The 20281-nt window shown below is 53.2% G+C and carries 21 protein-coding genes; 6 read left to right on the forward strand and 15 right to left on the reverse strand.

The window, feature by feature from the left end:
• Window positions 1–55: 55 nt before the first annotated feature.
• The gene (locus Hfont_RS02840; protein WP_112990708.1) at window positions 56–502 is read right to left on the reverse strand and encodes a CopD family protein; all 447 of its coding nucleotides are present in this window, start codon (window positions 500–502) and stop codon (window positions 56–58) included.
• Window positions 503–695: 193 nt separating this feature from the next.
• Between Hfont_RS02840 and Hfont_RS02845 the strand changes: the two genes are divergently transcribed.
• On the forward strand, window positions 696–2552 hold the full coding sequence (locus Hfont_RS02845) for an ABC transporter ATP-binding protein (protein WP_112990709.1): 1857 nt from the start codon (window positions 696–698) through the stop codon (window positions 2550–2552).
• Window positions 2553–2647: 95 nt separating this feature from the next.
• Here the strand turns inward: Hfont_RS02845 and Hfont_RS02850 are convergent, their stop codons facing one another.
• The 13 genes from Hfont_RS02850 to Hfont_RS02910 form a co-directional block, all read right to left on the reverse strand.
• A complete protein-coding gene (locus Hfont_RS02850) occupies window positions 2648–3943 on the reverse strand; it encodes an MFS transporter (RefSeq protein ID WP_112990710.1) in 1296 nt (431 codons plus the stop codon).
• Between the two features lie 39 nt (window positions 3944–3982).
• The gene (gene lipA, locus Hfont_RS02855; protein WP_112990711.1) at window positions 3983–5011 is read right to left on the reverse strand and encodes a lipoyl synthase; all 1029 of its coding nucleotides are present in this window, start codon (window positions 5009–5011) and stop codon (window positions 3983–3985) included.
• A 165-nt stretch (window positions 5012–5176) separates the two neighbouring features.
• Window positions 5177–5827, reverse strand: coding sequence for a lipoyl(octanoyl) transferase LipB (lipB, locus tag Hfont_RS02860; RefSeq protein WP_112990712.1), 651 nt, complete (start codon window positions 5825–5827; stop codon window positions 5177–5179).
• A gap of 4 nt (window positions 5828–5831) precedes the next feature.
• A complete protein-coding gene (locus Hfont_RS02865) occupies window positions 5832–6137 on the reverse strand; it encodes a DUF493 family protein (RefSeq protein ID WP_112990713.1) in 306 nt (101 codons plus the stop codon).
• Between the two features lie 88 nt (window positions 6138–6225).
• On the reverse strand, window positions 6226–7074 hold the full coding sequence (locus Hfont_RS02870; protein ID WP_112990714.1) for a D-amino acid aminotransferase: 849 nt from the start codon (window positions 7072–7074) through the stop codon (window positions 6226–6228).
• A 223-nt stretch (window positions 7075–7297) separates the two neighbouring features.
• Entirely contained in the window at window positions 7298–8476 is a 1179-nt protein-coding gene (locus Hfont_RS02875) for a D-alanyl-D-alanine carboxypeptidase family protein (RefSeq protein ID WP_112990715.1), read from the reverse strand.
• Window positions 8477–8581: 105 nt separating this feature from the next.
• Window positions 8582–9205, reverse strand: a complete 624-nt coding sequence (locus Hfont_RS02880; RefSeq protein WP_112990716.1) for an alpha/beta hydrolase — start codon at window positions 9203–9205, stop codon at window positions 8582–8584.
• Window positions 9206–9254: 49 nt separating this feature from the next.
• Window positions 9255–9575, reverse strand: coding sequence for a (2Fe-2S) ferredoxin domain-containing protein (locus Hfont_RS02885; protein WP_112990717.1), 321 nt, complete (start codon window positions 9573–9575; stop codon window positions 9255–9257).
• Window positions 9576–9612: 37 nt separating this feature from the next.
• Window positions 9613–10770: a VanZ family protein gene (locus Hfont_RS02890; protein WP_112990718.1), complete on the reverse strand. Its 1158-nt coding sequence runs from the start codon at window positions 10768–10770 to the stop codon at window positions 9613–9615.
• Complete coding sequence (locus Hfont_RS02895; protein ID WP_241522986.1) at window positions 10740–11366, reverse strand: ABC-type transport auxiliary lipoprotein family protein; 627 nt, start codon at window positions 11364–11366, stop codon at window positions 10740–10742. Before Hfont_RS02895 ends, Hfont_RS02890 begins: the two co-directional genes overlap by 31 nt.
• 21 nt (window positions 11367–11387) lie before the next feature.
• Window positions 11388–12326, reverse strand: a complete 939-nt coding sequence (locus Hfont_RS02900) for an MlaD family protein (RefSeq protein ID WP_112990719.1) — start codon at window positions 12324–12326, stop codon at window positions 11388–11390.
• An 18-nt stretch (window positions 12327–12344) separates the two neighbouring features.
• Window positions 12345–13199 carry an ABC transporter ATP-binding protein gene (locus tag Hfont_RS02905; protein ID WP_241522987.1) on the reverse strand — a complete coding sequence of 285 codons (855 nt, stop codon included), beginning with the start codon at window positions 13197–13199 and terminating at the stop codon, window positions 12345–12347.
• Between the two features lie 17 nt (window positions 13200–13216).
• On the reverse strand, window positions 13217–14341 hold the full coding sequence (locus Hfont_RS02910; protein WP_112991667.1) for an MlaE family ABC transporter permease: 1125 nt from the start codon (window positions 14339–14341) through the stop codon (window positions 13217–13219).
• A 102-nt stretch (window positions 14342–14443) separates the two neighbouring features.
• On the opposite strand from Hfont_RS02910, the gene Hfont_RS02915 reads away from it, so the two are divergent.
• From Hfont_RS02915 to Hfont_RS02925, 3 genes are read left to right on the forward strand one after another with little or no spacing between them, the layout of a single operon-like run.
• Entirely contained in the window at window positions 14444–15232 is a 789-nt protein-coding gene (locus Hfont_RS02915; protein WP_112990721.1) for a biotin--[acetyl-CoA-carboxylase] ligase, read from the forward strand.
• A gap of 55 nt (window positions 15233–15287) precedes the next feature.
• Window positions 15288–16067, forward strand: a complete 780-nt coding sequence (locus Hfont_RS02920) for a type III pantothenate kinase (RefSeq protein WP_112990722.1) — start codon at window positions 15288–15290, stop codon at window positions 16065–16067.
• Window positions 16061–16801: an SPOR domain-containing protein gene (locus Hfont_RS02925; RefSeq protein ID WP_112990723.1), complete on the forward strand. Its 741-nt coding sequence runs from the start codon at window positions 16061–16063 to the stop codon at window positions 16799–16801. Before Hfont_RS02920 ends, Hfont_RS02925 begins: the two co-directional genes overlap by 7 nt.
• A gap of 21 nt (window positions 16802–16822) precedes the next feature.
• Here Hfont_RS02925 and Hfont_RS15295 read toward each other — a convergent pair whose 3' ends face one another.
• The gene (locus tag Hfont_RS15295; protein ID WP_112990724.1) at window positions 16823–17047 is read right to left on the reverse strand and encodes a cysteine-rich CWC family protein; all 225 of its coding nucleotides are present in this window, start codon (window positions 17045–17047) and stop codon (window positions 16823–16825) included.
• A gap of 211 nt (window positions 17048–17258) precedes the next feature.
• On the opposite strand from Hfont_RS15295, the gene argB reads away from it, so the two are divergent.
• Window positions 17259–18161: an acetylglutamate kinase gene (argB, locus tag Hfont_RS02935; RefSeq protein ID WP_112990725.1), complete on the forward strand. Its 903-nt coding sequence runs from the start codon at window positions 17259–17261 to the stop codon at window positions 18159–18161.
• A 477-nt stretch (window positions 18162–18638) separates the two neighbouring features.
• Complete coding sequence (locus Hfont_RS02940; RefSeq protein WP_112991668.1) at window positions 18639–20210, forward strand: methyl-accepting chemotaxis protein; 1572 nt, start codon at window positions 18639–18641, stop codon at window positions 20208–20210.
• Window positions 20211–20281 lie beyond the last annotated feature (71 nt).

The following is a 20281-nucleotide window of genomic DNA, read 5'->3' on the forward strand; positions in this document are numbered from 1 at the left end:
ATGATGAAAATACGCGGGCAGAAAATCATCCGCGTATTTTTTTGAGGTTCTATTTTTACAGTGCGAGTGGTCCCAAGGCACCAATTGCAATCGTCAGCAAGCCGATGACCAGATTGATGGCGACCAGTTTGCGTATGGTCGCCATCGCGGCACCGCCAGTTTTCCAGTCCTGCGCTGCGACTGCACGTTTCAAGCGACGATAAGGCGCGAAGAATATGTGAGCAAAGATCAACATCATGATCACGCCGAGTACAAACATCAGCATGACGTGCATAGGCGGTTTTCCCATGCCGGCCATCATGGCCATTCCGCTGGCAAAAACCAGTGCGATCGAAATCCACACCCACAAGAAAAATTTGGTGAACACACCAGACAGCAAAGTCAGGCGTTGTGGTGGTTCCAATGTCACTGCGACAACAGGACGCAATGCATTGTGGGCGAAGAACATGCCGCCTACCCACACCGTGAAGCCGAGGATATGAAGAAATTTCGCGATGATCATGGGATTTTCTTTGAAGAATGAATGTCGGGAACCATAGAGTAGCCGATGGACGGCAGATCACAAAGCAGTTCGGCCGCCGACATTGATGTGTCGAGTAGGCGATAATCTGTGTTTGCAAATTTTGCAGCAAGAATGAAGTAATGCGATTAAGTAGTTGCGGCGATCCGCGCATGATCGCTATTTGGAGAATGGAATGCTGGGTTGGTTTGAGAAATTGTTGCACCCGTATCAGGAAGAAGTGCCGGCGACACCGCCGCGCAGCTTCATTGCATTTGTATGGGCTTGCACGAAAGGTGCGCGACGCTACATCCTGGCGATGACGGTGGTCACAGCTGCGACCGGTGCATTCGAAGCATTGTTGTTCGCGATGATGGGCCGCATTGTCGATTGGTTGGCGCATGTGGAACCGACGTTGTTGTGGAAGCAGGAAGGCGACAATCTTTTGTGGCTGGCTGCCATCGTCATGCTGAGCGTGGTGCTGGTTGCGTTGCAGACTTTTTTCAAGCATCAGACGCTGGCTGGTAATTTTCCTATGCAGTTGCGCTGGAATTTCCACCGGATGATGCTGAATCAAAGCATGGGCTTTTATCAGGATGAGTTTGCCGGTCGTGTCGCGGCCAAGGTGATGCAAACCGCGCTGGCTGTGCGCGATGTGTGCATGATCACCGGTGACATTCTGGTGTTCGTGCTGATTTATTTCGTCACGCTGGTCAGCGTAGTCGGTAGTTTCGATCGCTGGCTGCTGGTGCCGTTTTTGAGTTGGGCATTTTTCTATTTATGCACCTTGCGTTATTTCGTGCCGCGTCTGAGCAAGGTTTCACGCAAGCAGGCCGATGCGCGGTCACTGATGACAGGCCGTATCACCGATGCGTATACCAACATCAGCACCGTCAAACTGTTTTCGCACGCTGGCCGCGAAGCCGGTTATGCACGCAGCGCGATGCAGGAATTCATGGTCTCTGTGCATGGTCAGATGCGTTTGGTCAGCGGTTTTGAAATCGTCAACCACAGTCTCAGCATGTTGCTGATACTCGGTACTGCCGGCGTCGCGTTATGGCTATGGACGATGGATCAAATTGGTGTCGGTGCAGTCGCTGCCGCGACGGCGATGGCCTTGCGTTTGAACGGCATGTCGCATTGGGTGATGTGGGAAATGGCATCCCTGTTCGAGCAGGTTGGTACTGTACAGGACGGCATCAATACACTGTCACGTGCACACACGGTGACCGATGCCGCGGATGCTGCGCCCTTGAAGGTAGTCAAAGGTGAATTGACCTTTGAGCAGATCGGCTTTGCGTATGGCGGCACGCGGTCGGTGATCGATCATATGGATTTGACCATTCGTGCAGGTGAGAAGGTCGGCCTGGTCGGTCGTTCCGGCGCGGGAAAATCGACGATCGTTAATCTGCTGCTGCGTTTTTACGATCTGGAATCAGGCCGCATTCTGATCGATGGACAGGATATTGCGCACGTCACGCAAAACAGTCTGCGTGCGCAAATCGGCATGGTGACGCAAGACACCTCACTATTGCATCGCTCGGTACGTGACAATATTTTGTACGGTAGGCCCGATGCCAGCGATGCCGACATGATAGATGCGGCGAAGCGCGCAGAGGCGCACGATTTCATCCTGAACTTGAGCGATGCAAAAGGCCGCACCGGCTATGACGCTCACGTTGGTGAACGCGGCGTCAAATTATCCGGCGGCCAGCGGCAACGGATTGCGATTGCACGCGTGATGCTGAAGGATGCGCCGATTCTTTTGCTGGATGAAGCGACCAGCGCACTCGATTCGGAAGTCGAAGCGGCGATCCAAACCAGTTTGTACGAACTGATGGAAGGCAAAACCGTGGTGGCGATTGCGCATCGCCTGTCGACGATTGCGGCGATGGATAGATTGATCGTGCTGGATAAGGGGCGCATTGTCGAGCAGGGTTCGCATCGCGAGTTGCTGCAACAGAATGGCTTGTATGCGCGCTTGTGGGCGCATCAGAGTGGCGGCTTCCTCGGTGAGGAAACGGATGACGATCAACTGGTTGGCGCTGCTTGACGTGTGCGCTGGTGTGAATTGCCAGTTCAAGAAATGAAAAACGGAGCATGTGCGAACATGCTCCGTTTTTTTATCAGAACTTATTTTCTAAGAACTTATACAGTTTGTTTTTGTTTGCCGACTAACAGTAAAGCAAGCAAGGTCAAAGCAGCAGCGCCGGAAAGATAAAAGCCTACGTAGTGCAAACCGTAATTAGTTGCCAGCCAGGTAGCGGCATACGGTGCCAGTGATGCGCCAAAAATCCCTCCCAGGTTGAAGGTCAACGAAACACCCGTGTAGCGTATCTCTGCAGGGAAGAGTTCAGACAGCATGGTGCCGAGCGGACCGTAAGTCATGCCCATCAGTGCCAAGCCCAGGGAGAGGAAGATCGTCACGCCAACCAGACTGTTTGCAATGAACATCGGCGCTATCAACAGGCCGAACAGAATCATGCCTATCGATACCAGAATCATCGTGATGCGGCGGCCGTATTTATCGGCCATCAAAGCGGAGACTGGAATCGTGATCGCAAAAAATATGACGGCAAACAATTGCAGGATCAAAAATTGTTGACGTGAATAACCGAGCGCCGTCGTGCCCCAACTCAATGCGAATACCGTCATCAGGTAAAACAGCACGAAGGTGGCGAGCGCGATGATGGTGCCCAAGACCAGCATGCGGCCATGTTCGCTGAAGACAGTCGCGAGTGGAATCTTGACGCGCTCGCCTTTGTCCAAAACTTTCTGGAAGGCTGGCGTCTCGGTAATTTTCAAGCGCACATACAAACCGACCAGTACCAGCACTGCGCTGGCGAGAAAGGGAATGCGCCAGCCGTAGCTGAAGAATTGTTCATTGGTCAGCGTTTCGCTGAGCAGCAGGAAGATGCCACCCGACATGAAGAAGCCCAAGGGTGCACCCAGTTGCGGAAAACAACCGTACCAGGCGATCTTGCCCGGAGGTGCATTTTCCGTCGCCAGCAAGACCGCGCCACCCCATTCGCCGCCTAGTCCCAAACCTTGACCGAAGCGGCACAAGGCCAGCAACAAAGGTGCGGCGGTACCGATGCTTGCATAGGTTGGCAGCAGGCCGATTGCGACGGTTGAAATACCCATAGTCAACAGTGCAGCGACCAGCGTGGCTTTGCGACCTATGCGATCGCCGTAATGACCGAATACTGCAGAGCCGACCGGGCGTGCAAAAAATGCGATGGCAAAAGTTGCCAGCGATTGCAGTACGGCGGCAGTCGGGCTGGATGAAGGGAAAAACAGATGAGGAAAAACCAGTACCGCCGCTGTCGCGTAGATATAAAAATCAAAGAACTCGATCGTGGTGCCGATCAGGCTGGCGAACAAGACATTGGCTGGTGAGTTTACTTTTTTTAAGTCCGCAGTAATGCTGTGACCATCGCTCATCTTTTTCTTCTTTCATCCCTGCGGCATTGCATGCCGGTTTTATTGTTGTGCTTGCTTGAGTAAATCGTTGCCGGCACCGGTCGTCACGCCATGCGCTTGTTGATCGGCGTGATAAGAGCTACGCACCATCGCACCAACTGCCGCATGCGCAAAGCCCATCTTGTACGCTTCTTCTTCATACATCTTGAAGGTGTCGGGATGCACATAGCGGCGTACCGGCAAGTGGTCGCCGCTAGGCATCAGGTACTGGCCTATGGTCAGCATGTCGACGTCGTGGGCGCGCATGTCGCGCATCACTTGCAATACTTCTTCATCGGTTTCGCCGAGGCCGACCATGATGCCGGATTTGGTTGGCGTGTTCGGATGCATGGCCTTGAAGCGTTTCAGCAAGTTCAACGAGTATGCATAATCGGAGCCCGGACGTGCTTCCTTGTACAGGCGCGGTGCGGTTTCCAGATTGTGGTTCATCACATCTGGTGGTGCGAGATTCAGAATCTCCAGCGCTCTATCCATGCGACCGCGGAAATCGGGCACCAGGATTTCAATCCGTGTATTCGGCGACAGTTCGCGTACGCGGCGTATGCATTCGGCAAAATGGCCGGCACCGCCATCGCGCAAATCGTCACGATCCACCGAAGTAATAACGACATAACTCAGGCGCAATGCAGCGATGGTTTTCGCCAGATTTTCCGGCTCATTCACGTCTAGCGGATCGGGCCTGCCGTGGCCGACGTCGCAGAACGGGCAGCGACGTGTGCATTTGTCACCCATGATCATGAAGGTCGCGGTGCCTTTGCCGAAGCATTCGCCTATGTTCGGGCAACTGGCTTCTTCACACACTGTCACCAGATTGTTGGCGCGCAGGATGTCCTTGATTTCGTAAAAGCGGGTTGAAGGCGATGCGGCCTTGACGCGTATCCAGTCCGGTTTCGGCAGCCGCTCCATCGGGACTACCTTGATCGGTATCCGTATGGTTTTGGCTGAGCCTTTTTGTTTTTCGCTTGGGTTGTAAGCGGGCGCAGGTGTTACTGCCGGTGCGGAGGATTCTGGATTGCTGTCGATCGTCATTGGGCTGGTCGCTCTTCGTCAAGTGTTGCCATGACAGCGCCGGGTGCAGCGCTGGATAACAACGCGTGGCGCAGACGTTCATCTTTGCCACGATAAAAATGGATACAACGGGTAATCGAAAAAACGGTAATGCGAAAACGGTAATACAGGACGTTGATACAGCGTCTATCTGGAAAGGCTTTGCGTCAATCTTTCAGCCAGCTCATTTTGTACTGCATCTAGTGTTGCGTGCGCGCCCAGACTTTGCATGTCTATCGTGGCCAAGCCTTCATAACCGCAAGGATTGATCCACGAAAACGGCGTCAAATCCATCGCGACATTCAGCGATACGCCGTGATAGGTGCAACCGTTGCCACGTATCTTCAAGCCAAGCGCAGCGATTTTCGCGCCTTGCAGCGGGCCGTCCGACAGATAAATGCCGGGCGCACCAAGCTTGCGTTCACAGGCAAGATTATACGCCGCCAGCGTATCGATCACCGCCTGCTCGATTTTGTTGACCAGCTCGCGCGCGAAGAGGCGCGCATCGGCGTGATTGCGGCGCAAATCCAGCAGTAAATAAATGACAACCTGACCCGGGCCGTGATACGTCACTTCGCCGCCTCTATCGGTTTGCACGACAGGGATATCGTGCGCGTCGAGTACGTGCTCAGGATCGGCTGCCAGCCCGAGCGTGAAGACGGGCGGGTGTTCGACTATCCACAATTCGTCGGCAGTTTGCGGCGTGCGCGCATCGGTAAATGCGCGCATCGCTGCGAAGGTGATGTCGTAGGATTCGCGTCCGCGTTGCAGAACGATGGGACGGGTGAGTACGGTCATGCGATTACAGTACAACCTTTACCATCGGGTGCGACGACAGCGCACGGTACAAATTATCGAGTTGTTCGCGGCTGGTGGCACGCACCGTGACGGTCAGCGCCAGATAGTTGCCGCCCGAGGATGGGCGCATTTCCAGTTTGCCGGCGTGGAATTCCGGATCGTGCAATGTCACCAGTTCCACTATGGTTTGGGCGAATTGATCCTGCATTGCACCCATGATTTTGATGGGGAAGTCACTGGGATATTCGATCAGGCTTTCACTTGGGTCAATTGGTTTGGTCAGATCGATTGGTTTAGTCGGTTCAGTCATGATGGTGTTCTCTGTAGTTGCCTTTAGTTGCCAAAGCGCGCAACGATATCAATAGGGTGAGTCAGTGATGATGTGAGTCGCGTGCTTTTCACGCAATCTTCGCCGCTTGGTAAGCGCTGTATAACTTCTTGTATATGGGGCCGGGTTTGCCATTTGCTATGGCTAGGCCATCAATGGTAACGACAGGCAGCACTTCTTTTGAGGCCGAAGACAATAATACTTCGTCAGCCGCAAAAACTTCTGCACGCGAGATACGCTGCACCTTGAAAGGGATGTGGTCGGCGGCGCACAATTCTTCCATCAAGCCGTAGCGTATTCCTTCCAGAATCAGGTTGTCGCGTGGTGGTCCGATCAGACAGCCATCCTTGACTACCCACACATTCGAGGCAGAGCCTTCAGTCAGAAAACCATCGCGAAACTGTATCGTTTCATTCGCGTCATGGGCTGCTGCATTTTGCGCGGCGAGCACATTGCCCAGCAGCGAGGTGGATTTGATTTCGCAGCGTAGCCAGCGTTTGTCTTCCATCGATACGCAGGCGACGCCGTTTTCGCGCGCGGCATCCGGCAAAGGAATCAGCGGATTACTCATGATGAAAACGGTCGGTATCGGCTCACTGTTCGGGAAGGCATGTGTGCGTTTGGCAACGCCGCGTGTGACCTGGATATACACCAGTTGATCGGCAGCTGGATGCAGTTGTACGACTTCTTCTATCAGGTCCAGCCATTCCCGTTCAGTGTGCGGATTGGCTATGCTGACCGCAGCCAGACCGCGAAACAGGCGTGCCAGATGTTGTTTGGGGCGAAATAATTTGCGGTCATACACAGGGATGACTTCGTAAATTCCGTCGCCGAAAATAAAGCCTCTGTCCAGCACTGGCACTTTCGCTTCGGAAAGCGGAGTCAGCGTGCCGTTCAAGTATACGAAGGGATCGTCCATGGCTGGGTTCGAATCGGGATTGAAGGGATGATTTTGGCACAAACGCTGCGGCCGTGCGTTGAAAACCTTGCAACAATCATGGTGTGCGAGCTTGAAAGGACGGCGCAAATGAGGTGTGCAAAAAACAGGAAGCAAAGAAAAGCGGCACATTCAAGCATGTTGAATGTGCCGCTGAACTTACTGTCGCCGTTGCCTGTTAGTCAGGCAACCATGCCTGACAGCATTAATGTATCCACAAACGGATCGAATCGAATGCGCGACCGAACAGGCCGGCTTGTCCCACTTGTTCCAGTGCCAGCACCGGCAATTCAGCTATGACTTTATTGTCACCGGACATCACCTTGATGGTGCCAACCTGGCTGTTTTTGTCGATAGGGGCGACCAGTGGGTCTTTGCGTGCCAGTACCGGTTTGATTTTTGCACCTTGGCCTTTTGGTACGGTTACATAAACATCATGCGTAAAGCCGATCTTGATACTGTTTTGCGAACCTTTCCAGACATTCGGGGTGGCGATCGCAACATCTTTTGAATACAGTTTTACCGCATCGAAATTCAGGAAGCCCCAGTTCAGCAGTTTCTGGCTTTCCTGTGCGCGCGACTGATCAGAAGCCGCACCAATCACCACAGAAATCAGGCGACGTTCATTGTTGCCATTCGGACGCTTGGCGGTAGAGATCAGGCAGTAACCGGCTTCTTGCGTATGGCCGGTCTTCATGCCGTCCACGCTTGGGTCCAGCCACAGCAGGCGATTGCGATTGGATTGCTTGATCTTGTTGTACGTGAATTCCTTGGTCGAATAAATTTTATAAAATTCTGGATGATCGTTGACCAGATGGGTTGCCAGAGTGGAAAGATCACGTGCAGTCGAATAATTATTCGGGCTAGGCAATCCATGCGAATTGGCGAAGCGGGTGGACTTCATGCCCATGCGTTCTGCTTCGCGATTCATCAGCACCGCAAAGGCATCTTCAGTACCGGCAACCGCTTCCGCCAATGCCACTGCAGCATCGTTACCCGATTGCACGATCAAGCCGTACAGCAAGTCGTTAACCGAAACCGGTACGCGTGGCTCGATAAACATTTTCGAGCTTTCGGCATCAACCTTCCATGCCTTGGTCGAGACAGTGATCATTTGATTCAGGCTCAGGCGTTTTTCCTGGATTGCGGAAAAGGCAATATAAGCAGTCATCAACTTGGTCAGCGACGCCGGTTCTATGCGCATGTCCGGCTCGTTCGATGCCAGAATTTGATTGCTGGTCGAATCCAGTAACAGCCACGATTTGGCAGCAATAGTCGGTGCCGGAATGGCTTGTGCAAAAGACGTTTGTGCAAATGCGGTGCCGGTAACTGTGGCAGAAAGTGCAAGGACGCTGGCTGCGATGACCGCAAATAATTTTTTCATAAGACTTTGTATTGGGCACACGCGATGATGATGCGCATGCTGATTGAAGAAAGAGTGATTATAGACTTGCGGCACTTGGACGGACATAGATGGAAACAAGTTCCATCAAGCTCGCCACAATGCGATGACATGATTTTTGATGTGATGCAGCTTGCGACCAAAAAAATGATCAGCACCAGGCACCACGATTACCGGCAGATCTTGCGGGCGCGCCCATTCGAATACATTCGTCAGAGGGATCGTTTCGTCAAACTCGCCATGAATCAGAATGGTATCGGCAGGCACGGTAGGCAAAGGCCATTTGCCCGGCGCAGAACCGACCAGTACCAGACGTTCGGCGGGGGTGCCTTGTTCTTCCAGACGTTTTTGCAATTGCGTTTGCACGAAGGTGCCGAAAGAGAAGCCAGCCAGCGCAAACGGCACAGCCGGATATTGCCCACGTATATGCGCCAGCAGTTGCGCCATGTCGTCGGTTTCGCCCACTCCTTCATCGTATGCACCTTCGGAAGCGCCTACGCCGCGAAAATTCATGCGCACCGCCGCGTAGTTCAGCGCCACGAATGCGCGCGCCAGCGTATGCACGACCTTGTTATCCATCGTGCCGCCGAACAGCGGATGCGGATGGCCGATCAGGGCGATGCCGCGCGGTGTCGTTTCAGGAAGATCCAAGGCGCATTCAAGTGCGCCGGCTGCACCTTGCAGGGAAAAACGTTGGGTTTGGGCGTTCATGTTTTATCTTGAATGACGGTGTTGCATTTTGAATATCGAGTGAAGAACTTTAGATTTTCAGGCGGGCGACGATTTTTCCACCGACCAGATGTTCATCGATGATTTCATCGATGTCGTGATTGTCGATATACGTGTACCAGGTGCCTTGCGGATAAATCACGAGCACCGGGCCTTCTTCGCAGCGACCGAGACAACCGGATTGATTGATGCGCACATCGCCGCTGCGGCTCAAGCCGAGTTCCTTGATGCGAGCTTTCAGGTGTTGTTGCGCGGCATGCGCACCTTTTTCAGCACAACATTCGCGGCCATCGTCGCGTTGATTCATGCAAATGAAAAGATGCTGGCCAAAATGTTGTTTGTTTTCGGTCATCAGGGTGTTCCTCAAAGACCGGAATGATACACCCGCATCATTTTGCTTTCACGCGATGGCTCGCATGCAGCAGGAACCACAGAGCCGCAAGCGGCCACAGCAGCGATAGAAATTGTGCTGCACCGTTGAAGTTGAGGAATTTCCCTTGCACCCAGGTTTCCAGCGTGGCAATGAAATAGGGATTGGTCGGTGCCAGATTGATTGCGATCAGCGCGGCAATCAACAAGGCGACGGCACTGCGTCTTTGCGCAGAAGGCGGCAGGAAAGCAAAGCCGGTCAGCAATCCCATTCCCAGCAGCACGCCGCCTTGTGCACCCGGCGTGATCCAGGTGAAGGCGTTGTCCGGTGTAAAGAATAAAGCGGTAGCCAGCGTTTTGACTGCCAGTGCCGCGATCAATAATGCAAGCAGCAAAAGTGTGCGCGGAGCCTTGTCGCGCAACATGCTGAGCAAAGCCAGCAAGGCGCCACTCAGGCTCAATGCAGTAATGATCGTCTCGGCCAGCCAGTATTGTTCGACTGAAAGTTGTGCACCATTGCGCAATAAACTGCCCAGATCGACAGGCGTTTCCAGCAGCAGCGACAACCAGTCAGACAAAATCGGCAGCATTTGCCCGTTACCGAATAAATAGCTTTGCGGATAAATCTGCGCCAAAGGCCACAGTGCAAAAATGATCAAGCCGCGACTGGCTTGCGCAGAGAACCAGCGCTGTCGGTAGTAACGCAAGCGACTGCGTTCCAGCACCAGATGACTGCTGGCGCTACCGATCAGCGCACCTATCAATGCGCCCAGACTGTTGGTGACGAAATCCAGATTCGACGCGACGCGATTCGGCAACAGGGTTTGCGTTGCTTCCATTGCGCCGGACAATACGATGCCTAACAGCAGTGCCAATATGACGGCGGCGCTACGCCGAATTTTTGGATGCAGAGAAAAAACAGTCAGGATGCCGAGCGGAATATAGCCGAGGATGTTGGTGGTGACGTCGAAACCGGTCCAGTAGCGTGGCAGTCCAGCCAGCAAATAGGTTTGCAGCGGCAGCCCCATGCTCTGCCAGCCTGTAAATGGATACAGGCTCGCATAGACGATCAGCAGTAGATACGCCAGCAAGGCCCCACGCGAAAAAGCCGACGCTTGCGGCGTCGGTGCGAGCGGCGGCAGCGGGTTTATTTTTTCGGTGGCAGTGTCGCTAACCATACTGTCATTTCATCGATGATTGCATCACTCGCTACTGCCAATGCAGCAGCGCCACCTTGCGCATCTGCGCTGGTTGTCGGCACTTGTTTCACAAACATTTTTTGCGCACGCAGAATACGGCCGTCGAATATCGATGCACGCATCGCAATATTCGCGCTGCTTTTACCTGCGCTATCGAAGCCTTGCGAAAAGTCATCGGCTTCAATCCGCAAGACTGGCAGATTGACCGCACCATCGGATGCCGGAACCACTACGCCGCCAGCTTGTGACAGACGCGACTTCAGGCGCAGCAGGAATAACTGGGCTGGCGCCATCGTCCATTTGCTCGCTGAATACGGACGTGGTTGCAAGTCGTTGGCGTAATTGAGTCTATAAAACATGGCTTGGCTGTCGAGCCAGATCGGTGCCTTGATGTCGGCAATGCTGAGGGCCGGCAGCGGTGCGCTTGCATTCACAGGAGTGTGTGAGCGCAGCGGGCCGAGATCGAAGAGCGCGGCAGCTTGCTGGTCGGTTGCGCACGCTGCGAGCAGCAAGCTGCTGCTTAATATGAACACAGCAGTGAGCGCTGTAGAAAATCGGCATGTCATGTTTTTCATCGTAAGCCTTGAGCAATGATTTTATTTACTGGCAGGTGCGGTGAAGCCGGCTTCGCCCGGTCCTGGCTGCGCCGGCGTGGTGCCAAACAAGATGCTTTGTGGTTGCTGATTGACTGTTTCCAGCGTGCGATTGAGTGCGCGCATGGTGCTGCGGGTTTCATCGATCAGCGGTACGACTTCGTATTCGACGCGAGAGGCGGCCGAGCCGATATTGTTGACTGCTCCATTGAAACCGTTCAGCGGACCGTCAGGTGCATTCAGTCTGGTCGTGAGTTCATTCAGATTGCCGGTCAGGCGCGTTGCATCGTCGGACAGTTTATTCAACGATGTCAGCGCGTTGTCGGCCTTCAGCGTCAATGAAGGTAGTTTCTTGAGTGTAGGTTCCAGCTGATCGGGAATCTTGCCGACTTTGTTGGCGGCGTTGCTGACGTCCTTGAAGGCAGCCAGAATATCTTTCTGATTTTCTTCAGACAGGACAGTGTTGAATTTTCCGATCACGACTTCGGTTTGTTTGAGAATTTCCATGCCACGTATCTGCAAGGTATCGAGGAAGCCCGGGCGCAGTTCGATGCGCGCCACTTTCTTCGCTGTCGATGGCAGCAATGTTGGCTTGCTACCGTCGTCGTCCAGCTGAACGTAAGCGAGACCGGTGACACCTTGATAGCTGAGTGTGGCAAAGGTCGATTGCGTGATCGGCGTGTCTTTCGAGACGCTGAAACGGATCAGGATCTGACCAGGTTTTTGCGGATCGAACAGAACGGCATCAACGCGGCCGACGTCCAGCCCGCGATAGCGCACACCTGCTTGCGGATTGAGGCCAGGTACCGACAGCGTGGTGGCGATTTCGTAGGGAACGCGTTCTACCCGATCGCGATTGAACCACATGGCAATCAGCACCGCCGCGATCAATAGAAAGATCGTGAAAATGCCAGCCATTAATGCGTGTGCTTTATTTTCCATAATTGTTTTTCAGCTGGTTCACGATGCGCTGTCCTGGTGTTGACGTTGCTTTTGTTCCTGACGACTTTCTTCGGATGTATCCGGCATTGCTTCGATGGCGCGCAAACCGCGCTCACCGCGAAAAAACGTTTCAATAAACGGATGCTTGAACTCGACGACATTTTCCGGTTTGCAGTAGGCAATGATGTGTTTGTCAGCCAGCACGGCGACACGCGATGACAGCGAAAACAGCGTATCCAGATCATGCGTAACCATAACTACCGTCAAACGCATTTCATCGCGCAAGGTGCGTATCAGGTCGACAAAACTCTCGGATGCATTCGGGTCCAGCCCGGCGGTCGGCTCATCGAGAAACAGTAATTCCGGTTCCAGTGCCAGTGCACGGGCCAGTGCAACGCGCTTGATCATCCCGCCTGATAAATCGGATGGCATCTTCAGCGCATGTTCCGGGCCGATACCTGCCATTTGCAATTTCAACATTGCAGCTTCGCGTATTAATTGCTTGGGCAGTACGCGCAATTCGCGCATGGGTTGTGCCACGTTGTCGAACACCGTCAAGGCCGAAAACAGTGCGCCGTGCTGGAACAGCATGCCCCAGCGGTTACGCAGTTTTTGCAACTCTTGCTGGCTGATCCTGTTGATGTCTTCGCCGAAAATGCGAACTGTACCGCTCGCCGGATGATTCAAGCCCAGCATCTGCCGCAACAAAACCGTTTTGCCTGAACCGGAGCCGCCCACTAGCGAAACGATTTCGCCCTGATTGATGCTCAGATTTACATTTTCATGGACGACGACATCGCCGAACTTGGTGCACAGATTTTCGATCTGGATGATGGGCTGGGCGCTCGTTTCTGCCGCGGGGCAGTCCATCATGTTTTCCGGTTGCTCCATTAAAACCCCACTCCGCTGAAGATGATGGCAAACACCGCATCCGCCAGAATCACAATGGTGATCGCACTGACGACGGAGATGGTGGTGCCTTCGCCCAGGCTTTCCGTATTCGGTTCTATGCGCAAGCCGAAGTGGCAGGCGACTAATGCAATCAAGCCGCCGAATACGACGCCTTTACCCAAACCTATCCAGTAATTTGCCAATGGCACGGCATCCGGCAATTCGCGAATAAAGTATTTATACGATAAACCAAGTTCCAGATGAGCCGCGACCATGCCACCTATCAAGGCCATCGCATCTGTCCACACCACCAGCAAGGGCATGGCTATCGCCAGCGCAATGACTTTCGGCATGATCAGCCGGTATCCGTGCTGCAAGCCCATTACCAGCATTGCATCGAGTTCTTCATTGACGCGCATCACGCCGAGTTGCGCCGTAATCGAAGAACCGGAACGTCCTGCCACCAGAATTGCTGCCAGCAAGGGGCCAAGCTCGCGTATCACGCTCATGCCCAGAATATTGACGAGGAAGATATCGCCACCAAACTGATGCAATTGTTGTGCCGACAAATAAGACAGCACCACGCCAATTAAAAATCCCACCAGCGCAGTAATGCCTAATGCTTGGTAACCGGCATGAAAAATATTCGCGGAAATTTCTTTCCACGGGCCACGTGCAGGTTCTTTTGCGAAGCGACCCAGATCAATTACCAGTTGGCCGATCAGGCTGACGAAGCCGGTCAGATGATCCAGCAACTTGTCCTTGAGTTGCCGCAGGGAAGTGGGTGCGTACCAGTATTTTTTCGGCGGCCTTATTAGAGCCAGGGTGCCGGTTTCTTCCAGTCTATGGAAAAAATTTTCATGTTGCGGTGCCAGCGTCAATTGCGCCGGACGTTTTTTGCCCCACGCATCCCATAATAACTGTGCGCCTATGTAATCCAGCGCGGTCACTTGCGACAGATCCCAACGTACATCGGCTTCTTTGCAAATGGGTTGCAGCGCCGCAGTGATGGTTTGCATCGTGTTGCCTTCTGCCAGTGCGCGAACCTGCCACGATCCCGCTAGCGTCGCAGTAGCATTGTCGTTCGGTGTATAACTGAGAGTAGGAGATGCATCGTTGGGCATGCGGGAAGTGTAAGGGAGAAACGCGCGGGCGTCACGTACGGCACCGCACATCCATTAGCTGCATTGGTTCCGTCTGTGTAACCATCCCGCTACAATGCGCACATGACATTGACCAACGCATCGCAAAATCTGGCCGCATTGTGCGAACCCAGTGCACAGAATATTGCCATCCGCATCGTCGCCGAGACGGGTTCGACCAATGTCGATTTGCTGGCCGACGTGGCGCGACTCGCCGGCCCGACCTTGTTGTGGGCCGAGTTGCAAACTGCCGGCAAAGGTAGGGCAGGGCGTAGCTGGCATTCGACTGCCGGCTCTACGCTGACATTTTCTCTTGCGTGGAAATTTGCCTTGCCAGTTCAGGCGCTGGCGGGTTTGCCACTGGCAGTCGGTGTTGTCGTGGCGGAAACGCTGACATCATTCGGCGTGACTGCGGGGCTGAAATGGCCTAACGATGTATTAAAAGATGGCGACAAGCTGGCCGGCATATTGATCGAAACGGCCGCGGATAAAACGGATCGCTCAGCGATCTGGACCATCATAGGAATCGGTATCAATCTTGCGCATGCACAGCAATTAAGCGAACAACTCGGTCGAGCAGTGGCCGATGCACCAGCGTTGGTAGCGCAACGTGTACAACTGATGGCCGCTTTGCTGAATCGCTTTAGTGTCGCCTTGCCAGAGTTTGAACAAAATGGATTTGCTGCGTTTGCAGCAGCGTGGAATGCGCTGGATGCTTACGCCGGATGCAGCGTGAATATTCTGGATCAGGGAAAAATTCTGCATAGCGGAACAGTAGCTGGCGTCGACGACGCGGGTCGCTTGTTGCTGGATACGGCACAGGGTCGCATTGTGATAGTCGCTGGCGATGTATCGTTGCGAGTTGCAGAGTAACGCACAGAGAAATACAAAGAGAAATACAAAGAGAAATACACGGAGGAATAGGGCGATGCTGTTATTGGTCGATGCAGGAAATACGCGTATCAAATGGGCGGTGGTCGATAGATCCCTCGCACCGATTCCAGACAACTGGCATGCCTCCGGCAGTGTGGCGCGCGCCGATGTCGCGCAACTGGCGCAGGCATGGCGCGACTTCAAGATCAGCCGTATTCTATTGTCGAATGTGGCTGGCGCAAGCATGCGCGAGGAACTCGAAAAAGCGGTGTCACACTTAACCGGCATCAAGCCGGTCGCGATGGAATGGTTTGCATCTGCCGCCGTATTGGGCGGCGTGCGCAACCAATATCAGAATCCGACGCAACTCGGCAGCGACCGTTTTGCTGCCGTAATAGGTGCGCATGCCTTGTTCCCGAATAAAAATCTGGTAGTCGCGACTTGCGGTACGGCGACCACGATAGATGCCGTGAATGCAGATGGCACGTTTGTGGGCGGCATGATTTTGCCCGGCCTGGGTTTGATGGCGTCCTCGCTGGCAAAAAATACTGCGCAGTTGCCGGAAGTTGCCTTGCATGCGAATGCATCGCAGCCGTTTGCCGATCATACGGATGCTGCGATAGTCAGCGGTTGTCTGGCAGCGCAAGCGGGTGCGATAGAACGTGCGCTTGCGGCGCACGCAAACGCGCATCCGAACGACGCGGTTTCCTGTATTCTGGCTGGCGGCGCAGCGGATCTGATTGCGCCGCAGCTAACAATTGCCTATCAGCGCGTCGATAATCTGGTGTTGATCGGTTTACATACTGTGGCTACTCAAACTTTACCTACATGCTAAAAATTCTGTTCGGCTTACTGTTATTGATCAACGGCGGTTTGTTCGCCTATCAGCAAGGCTATCTGGATACCTTGTCGCCATCGAGCCGCGAACCATCGCGGCTGACGCAGCAATTGAATGCCGATAAGCTCAAATTGATTGCAACGACAGTGGCAGTAGCTGCCGACGATAAAGCCAGCGCAAAATCGGAAACGAAAGTTGCAGCAGTTGTCGCGCCAGCTGAGCCGGAAAAGAATCTGGCGCGTGCAGACAAGATGTCGAATGGGCTGGCATGCGCGGAGGTTGGCAATTTCGATACGGTTGAAGCGAAAAAATTCGAAACACAACTGGCTGGACTATCGCTAGGCGATAGATTGACGCGCCGTGCTATCCCGGAAAATGCAAGACACATGGTCTACATCCCGCCTTTGGCCAATAAAGAAACGGCCGATAAAAAAGCCGGCGAACTCAAGCGCCTGGGCGTGCAGGATTTCTTTGTCATTCAGGATAATTCACCCTTGCAATGGGGGATTTCGCTGGGGATATTCAAATCCGAGGAAGCCGCACGCAATCAACTCGCTGCGTTGAATCAAAAAGGTGTGCGTAGTGCACGCGTGGGTGCGCATACGCCAAGCACGACTAAAGTGGCGTTTCAGCTGCGTGGACTGGATGTTGCGGCGAAGAACAGCGTCGCTAAAATCAAGGAAGCTTTCCCCAAGCAGGAACTGCGTGAATGCAGTGCCGCCGCCGTCTAGGTACGATACACCCGCATCGCGTTAGCTTGTTAGCGATATCTTTTCTTCCTGCAGATGCTGCGCACGTGATGCACGCAGGGCGGACAAACACTTTTCGCACATGCAGGTTTTTGCCCGGCCGTTTGCATCCAATATCAACTCAGACTTGCTTGCCGTCGGCAAGGCGGTACACCAACACTGTTGCGTCGAGACTGCATCGACCATGCCGCAAGAAAATTCAATACCGCATTGTGAGCACTGGCTCATTGTTTATCCGATCCTGCTTCAAAGTGGGGCGTAAAGCGTAGTCATTGCTTGAGAAATTGGCAGAATGACAGCCGTGCATGATTCCGGGTTTTTGTCGCATTTTGTCAATCGTGCAATATGTATGCGGAAAATTTGCGGGAATCCAGACAAGAGCCGGGAAAACATTCGGCATTCACTGTAAAATCGCGGTCATCTATTTTCAGGACTTGCCATGACTGACACGAATGCCGATCTTACTGTAGTTTCGCCACAAATACAGGCGCAAATCCTGGCCGAGGCGCTGCCGTATATCCGCAAATTCCACGGCAAAACCATCGTCGTCAAATACGGCGGCAATGCGATGACCGAAGAGCGCCTGAAGCACAGCTTCGCACGCGACGTAATCCTGTTGAAGCTGGTCGGCATGAACCCGGTCGTGGTCCACGGCGGCGGTCCGCAAATCGACAACGCACTGAAAAAAATCGGCAAGCAAGGCACCTTCGTCCAAGGCATGCGCATCACCGATGAAGAAACGATGGAAGTCGTTGAATGGGTGCTGGGCGGTGAAGTGCAGCAGGATATCGTGATGCTGATCAATCACTACGGCGGTCAGGCTGTCGGCTTGACGGGTAAAGATGGCGGTTTGATACGCGCACGCAAAATGAAAATGCCGGACAAGGAAAACCCGGGTCAGTTTATCGACCTCGGTTTCGTCGGTGACATTGACGCGATCAATCCAGCGGTGGTGAAAGCCTTGCAGGACGATGCTTTCATCCCGATTATTTCACCTATCGGTTTTGGTGATGACGGTCAGGCCTACAACATCAATGCCGATGTGGTCGCAGGCAAGATTGCAGAAATCCTGAAAGCCGAAAAGCTGATCATGATGACCAATATCGCCGGCGTACAGGACAAGCAGGGCAATTTGCTGACCGATTTGTCGGCACGTGAGATTGACGAAATGTTCGACGATGGCACCATCTCTGGCGGCATGCTGCCGAAGATTTCTTCGGCACTCGATGCCGCGAAATCGGGCGTCAATACTGTGCATATCATTGACGGCCGTATCGAACATTCGCTGTTGCTTGAAGTGCTGACTGAACAGGCTTTCGGTACGATGATCCGTTCGCACTAAACAGAATTCCGCTTTAGCGTTTTACTTGCAAAAAGGCGTGTCGACTTGATAGTCGACACGCCTTTTTTGTTGGGCTCAAGGTTTGCGCATGCTTCGCCCTGCGATATTAATTGCTGAAATCGGGTTAATTAATTTCCGCTGGGAAATATTGAGTAAAGGATAAATGTATTGAACTGGGGCAAGGATAAAAAGTGTTGCCGTATTTAATTTTTTATATGCTTTCCAAATGAAATGTTGTTCTTTCCTTCCGTAAACATGGGATATTAATGTTGCCTTCTGTCAGCAATACTGCAAGGCATGTCGTTAGATGGAAGGATTGCGCAATACAGGATTTCAATTCCTTCTTGCGCTTTTCAACTGAACATTTATGACTGGTGGTCGCGATCAAATTGACTGGATCGCGCGAGATGCCGACGCGGTACAACAATAATTAAAATTTTGGAGATTACTATGTCCAGCCTGCAAAAACGCAGTTCAATGACGATCGCCAAAAAGCTCGGGCTGCTTATCGCCAGCGCCATTCTCGGCATTATTATCCTGACTGCCTTGTCCCTGGTTTCAGAACGAAAACTCATCCTTGAAGAACGAAAAAGCAATGTGCGCCAGGTGGTAGAAGCTGCACACGGGATACTCGTTTATTACCAACAGTTGGCGAGCAAAGGCACGCTGACTGAAACCGAGGCAAAGCAGCAAGCGATGCAAACGATCAAGGGTTTGCGCTATAGCGGTAACGAGTATTTCTGGATCAATGACATGCAACCGCGCATGCTGATGCATCCGATCAATGCCGCGCTGGATGGCAAGGATCTGACAGAGAATAAAGATCCGACCGGGAAGCATCTGTTCGTGGAATTCGTCAAAATCGTCAAGGCGGAAGGTGCGGGTTTCTTGCCATATATGTGGGCCAAACCCGGCAATCCTGAACCTGTGCCGAAAGTGTCTTACGTCAAAGGTTTTGAACCTTGGGGCTGGATCATCGGTTCTGGCGTCTATATGGATACGGTCGAAGCGACGATCGTGCAGCGGCTGATTTATTTCTCTATAGGTGCGGCGATTCTGGCCGTAATCCTTTTTGCAATCGGCATGGTGATTTCGCGTGGCTTGATCAAACAACTCGGTGGCGAACCGGGCTACGCGGCTGCAATCGCTGGAGATATAGCTACCGGCGATTTGACAGTAGATGTCAAAACCAAGCCGGGCGACAGCCACAGTCTGTTATTTGCAATGAAGAGTATGCGCGACAGTCTCGCGAAAGTGGTGGGTGAAGTGCGTGTCGGTACCGATACCATCGCCACCGCATCGGTACAAATTGCAGCCGGTAATCTGGATCTGTCATCGCGTACCGAGCAGCAGGCAAGTTCGCTGGAAGAAACCGCATCGTCGATGGAAGAACTAACTTCCACCGTCAAGCAAAATGCAGACAACGCGCAACAAGCCAATCAACTCGCAGCGCAGGCATCTGACGTCGCGCTCAAGGGTGGTGAAGTTGTGGCGCGTGTGGTCGATACAATGGAATCAATCACAGAGTCGTCGAAGAAGATTGTCGATATCATCAGTGTGATCGACGGTATCGCCTTCCAGACCAATATTCTTGCCTTGAATGCGGCTGTCGAAGCCGCGCGTGCCGGTGAGCAGGGCCGTGGTTTTGCCGTCGTCGCAACCGAAGTGAGAAATCTGGCACAGCGCTCGGCCTCCGCAGCCAAGGAAATCAAGAGTCTGATTGGCGACTCGGTCAGCAAGGTCGATTCAGGTAGCCAACTGGTCGCTGAAGCCGGGGCCACGATGAATGAAATCGTCAGTAGCGTCAGACGTGTGACCGACATCATGGCTGAAATCACTGCGGCAAGCAGAGAGCAAAGTGCAGGTATCGAGCAGGTTAATCAGGCAATCGCGCAGATGGATCAAGTGACGCAGCAGAATGCCGCATTGGTTGAAGAAGCCGCCGCAGCGGCCGAAGCGATGCAGGATCAGGCGCACAAATTAAACGATGTCGTCGGCGTCTTTAAACTGTCCGGGACGAACCAGCAGGCTGCGTTGCAATTGCGTTGAACGAAGTAAATTTGACCAAAAGCGATGGCACTAACGGTCAAATTTTTGAATCGAATCGATAGAAAAGCCAC

Origin of the sequence: Herminiimonas fonticola, from assembly GCF_003293745.1 — a bacterium.
Classification (GTDB): Bacteria; Pseudomonadota; Gammaproteobacteria; order Burkholderiales; family Burkholderiaceae_D; genus Oxalicibacterium; species Oxalicibacterium fonticola.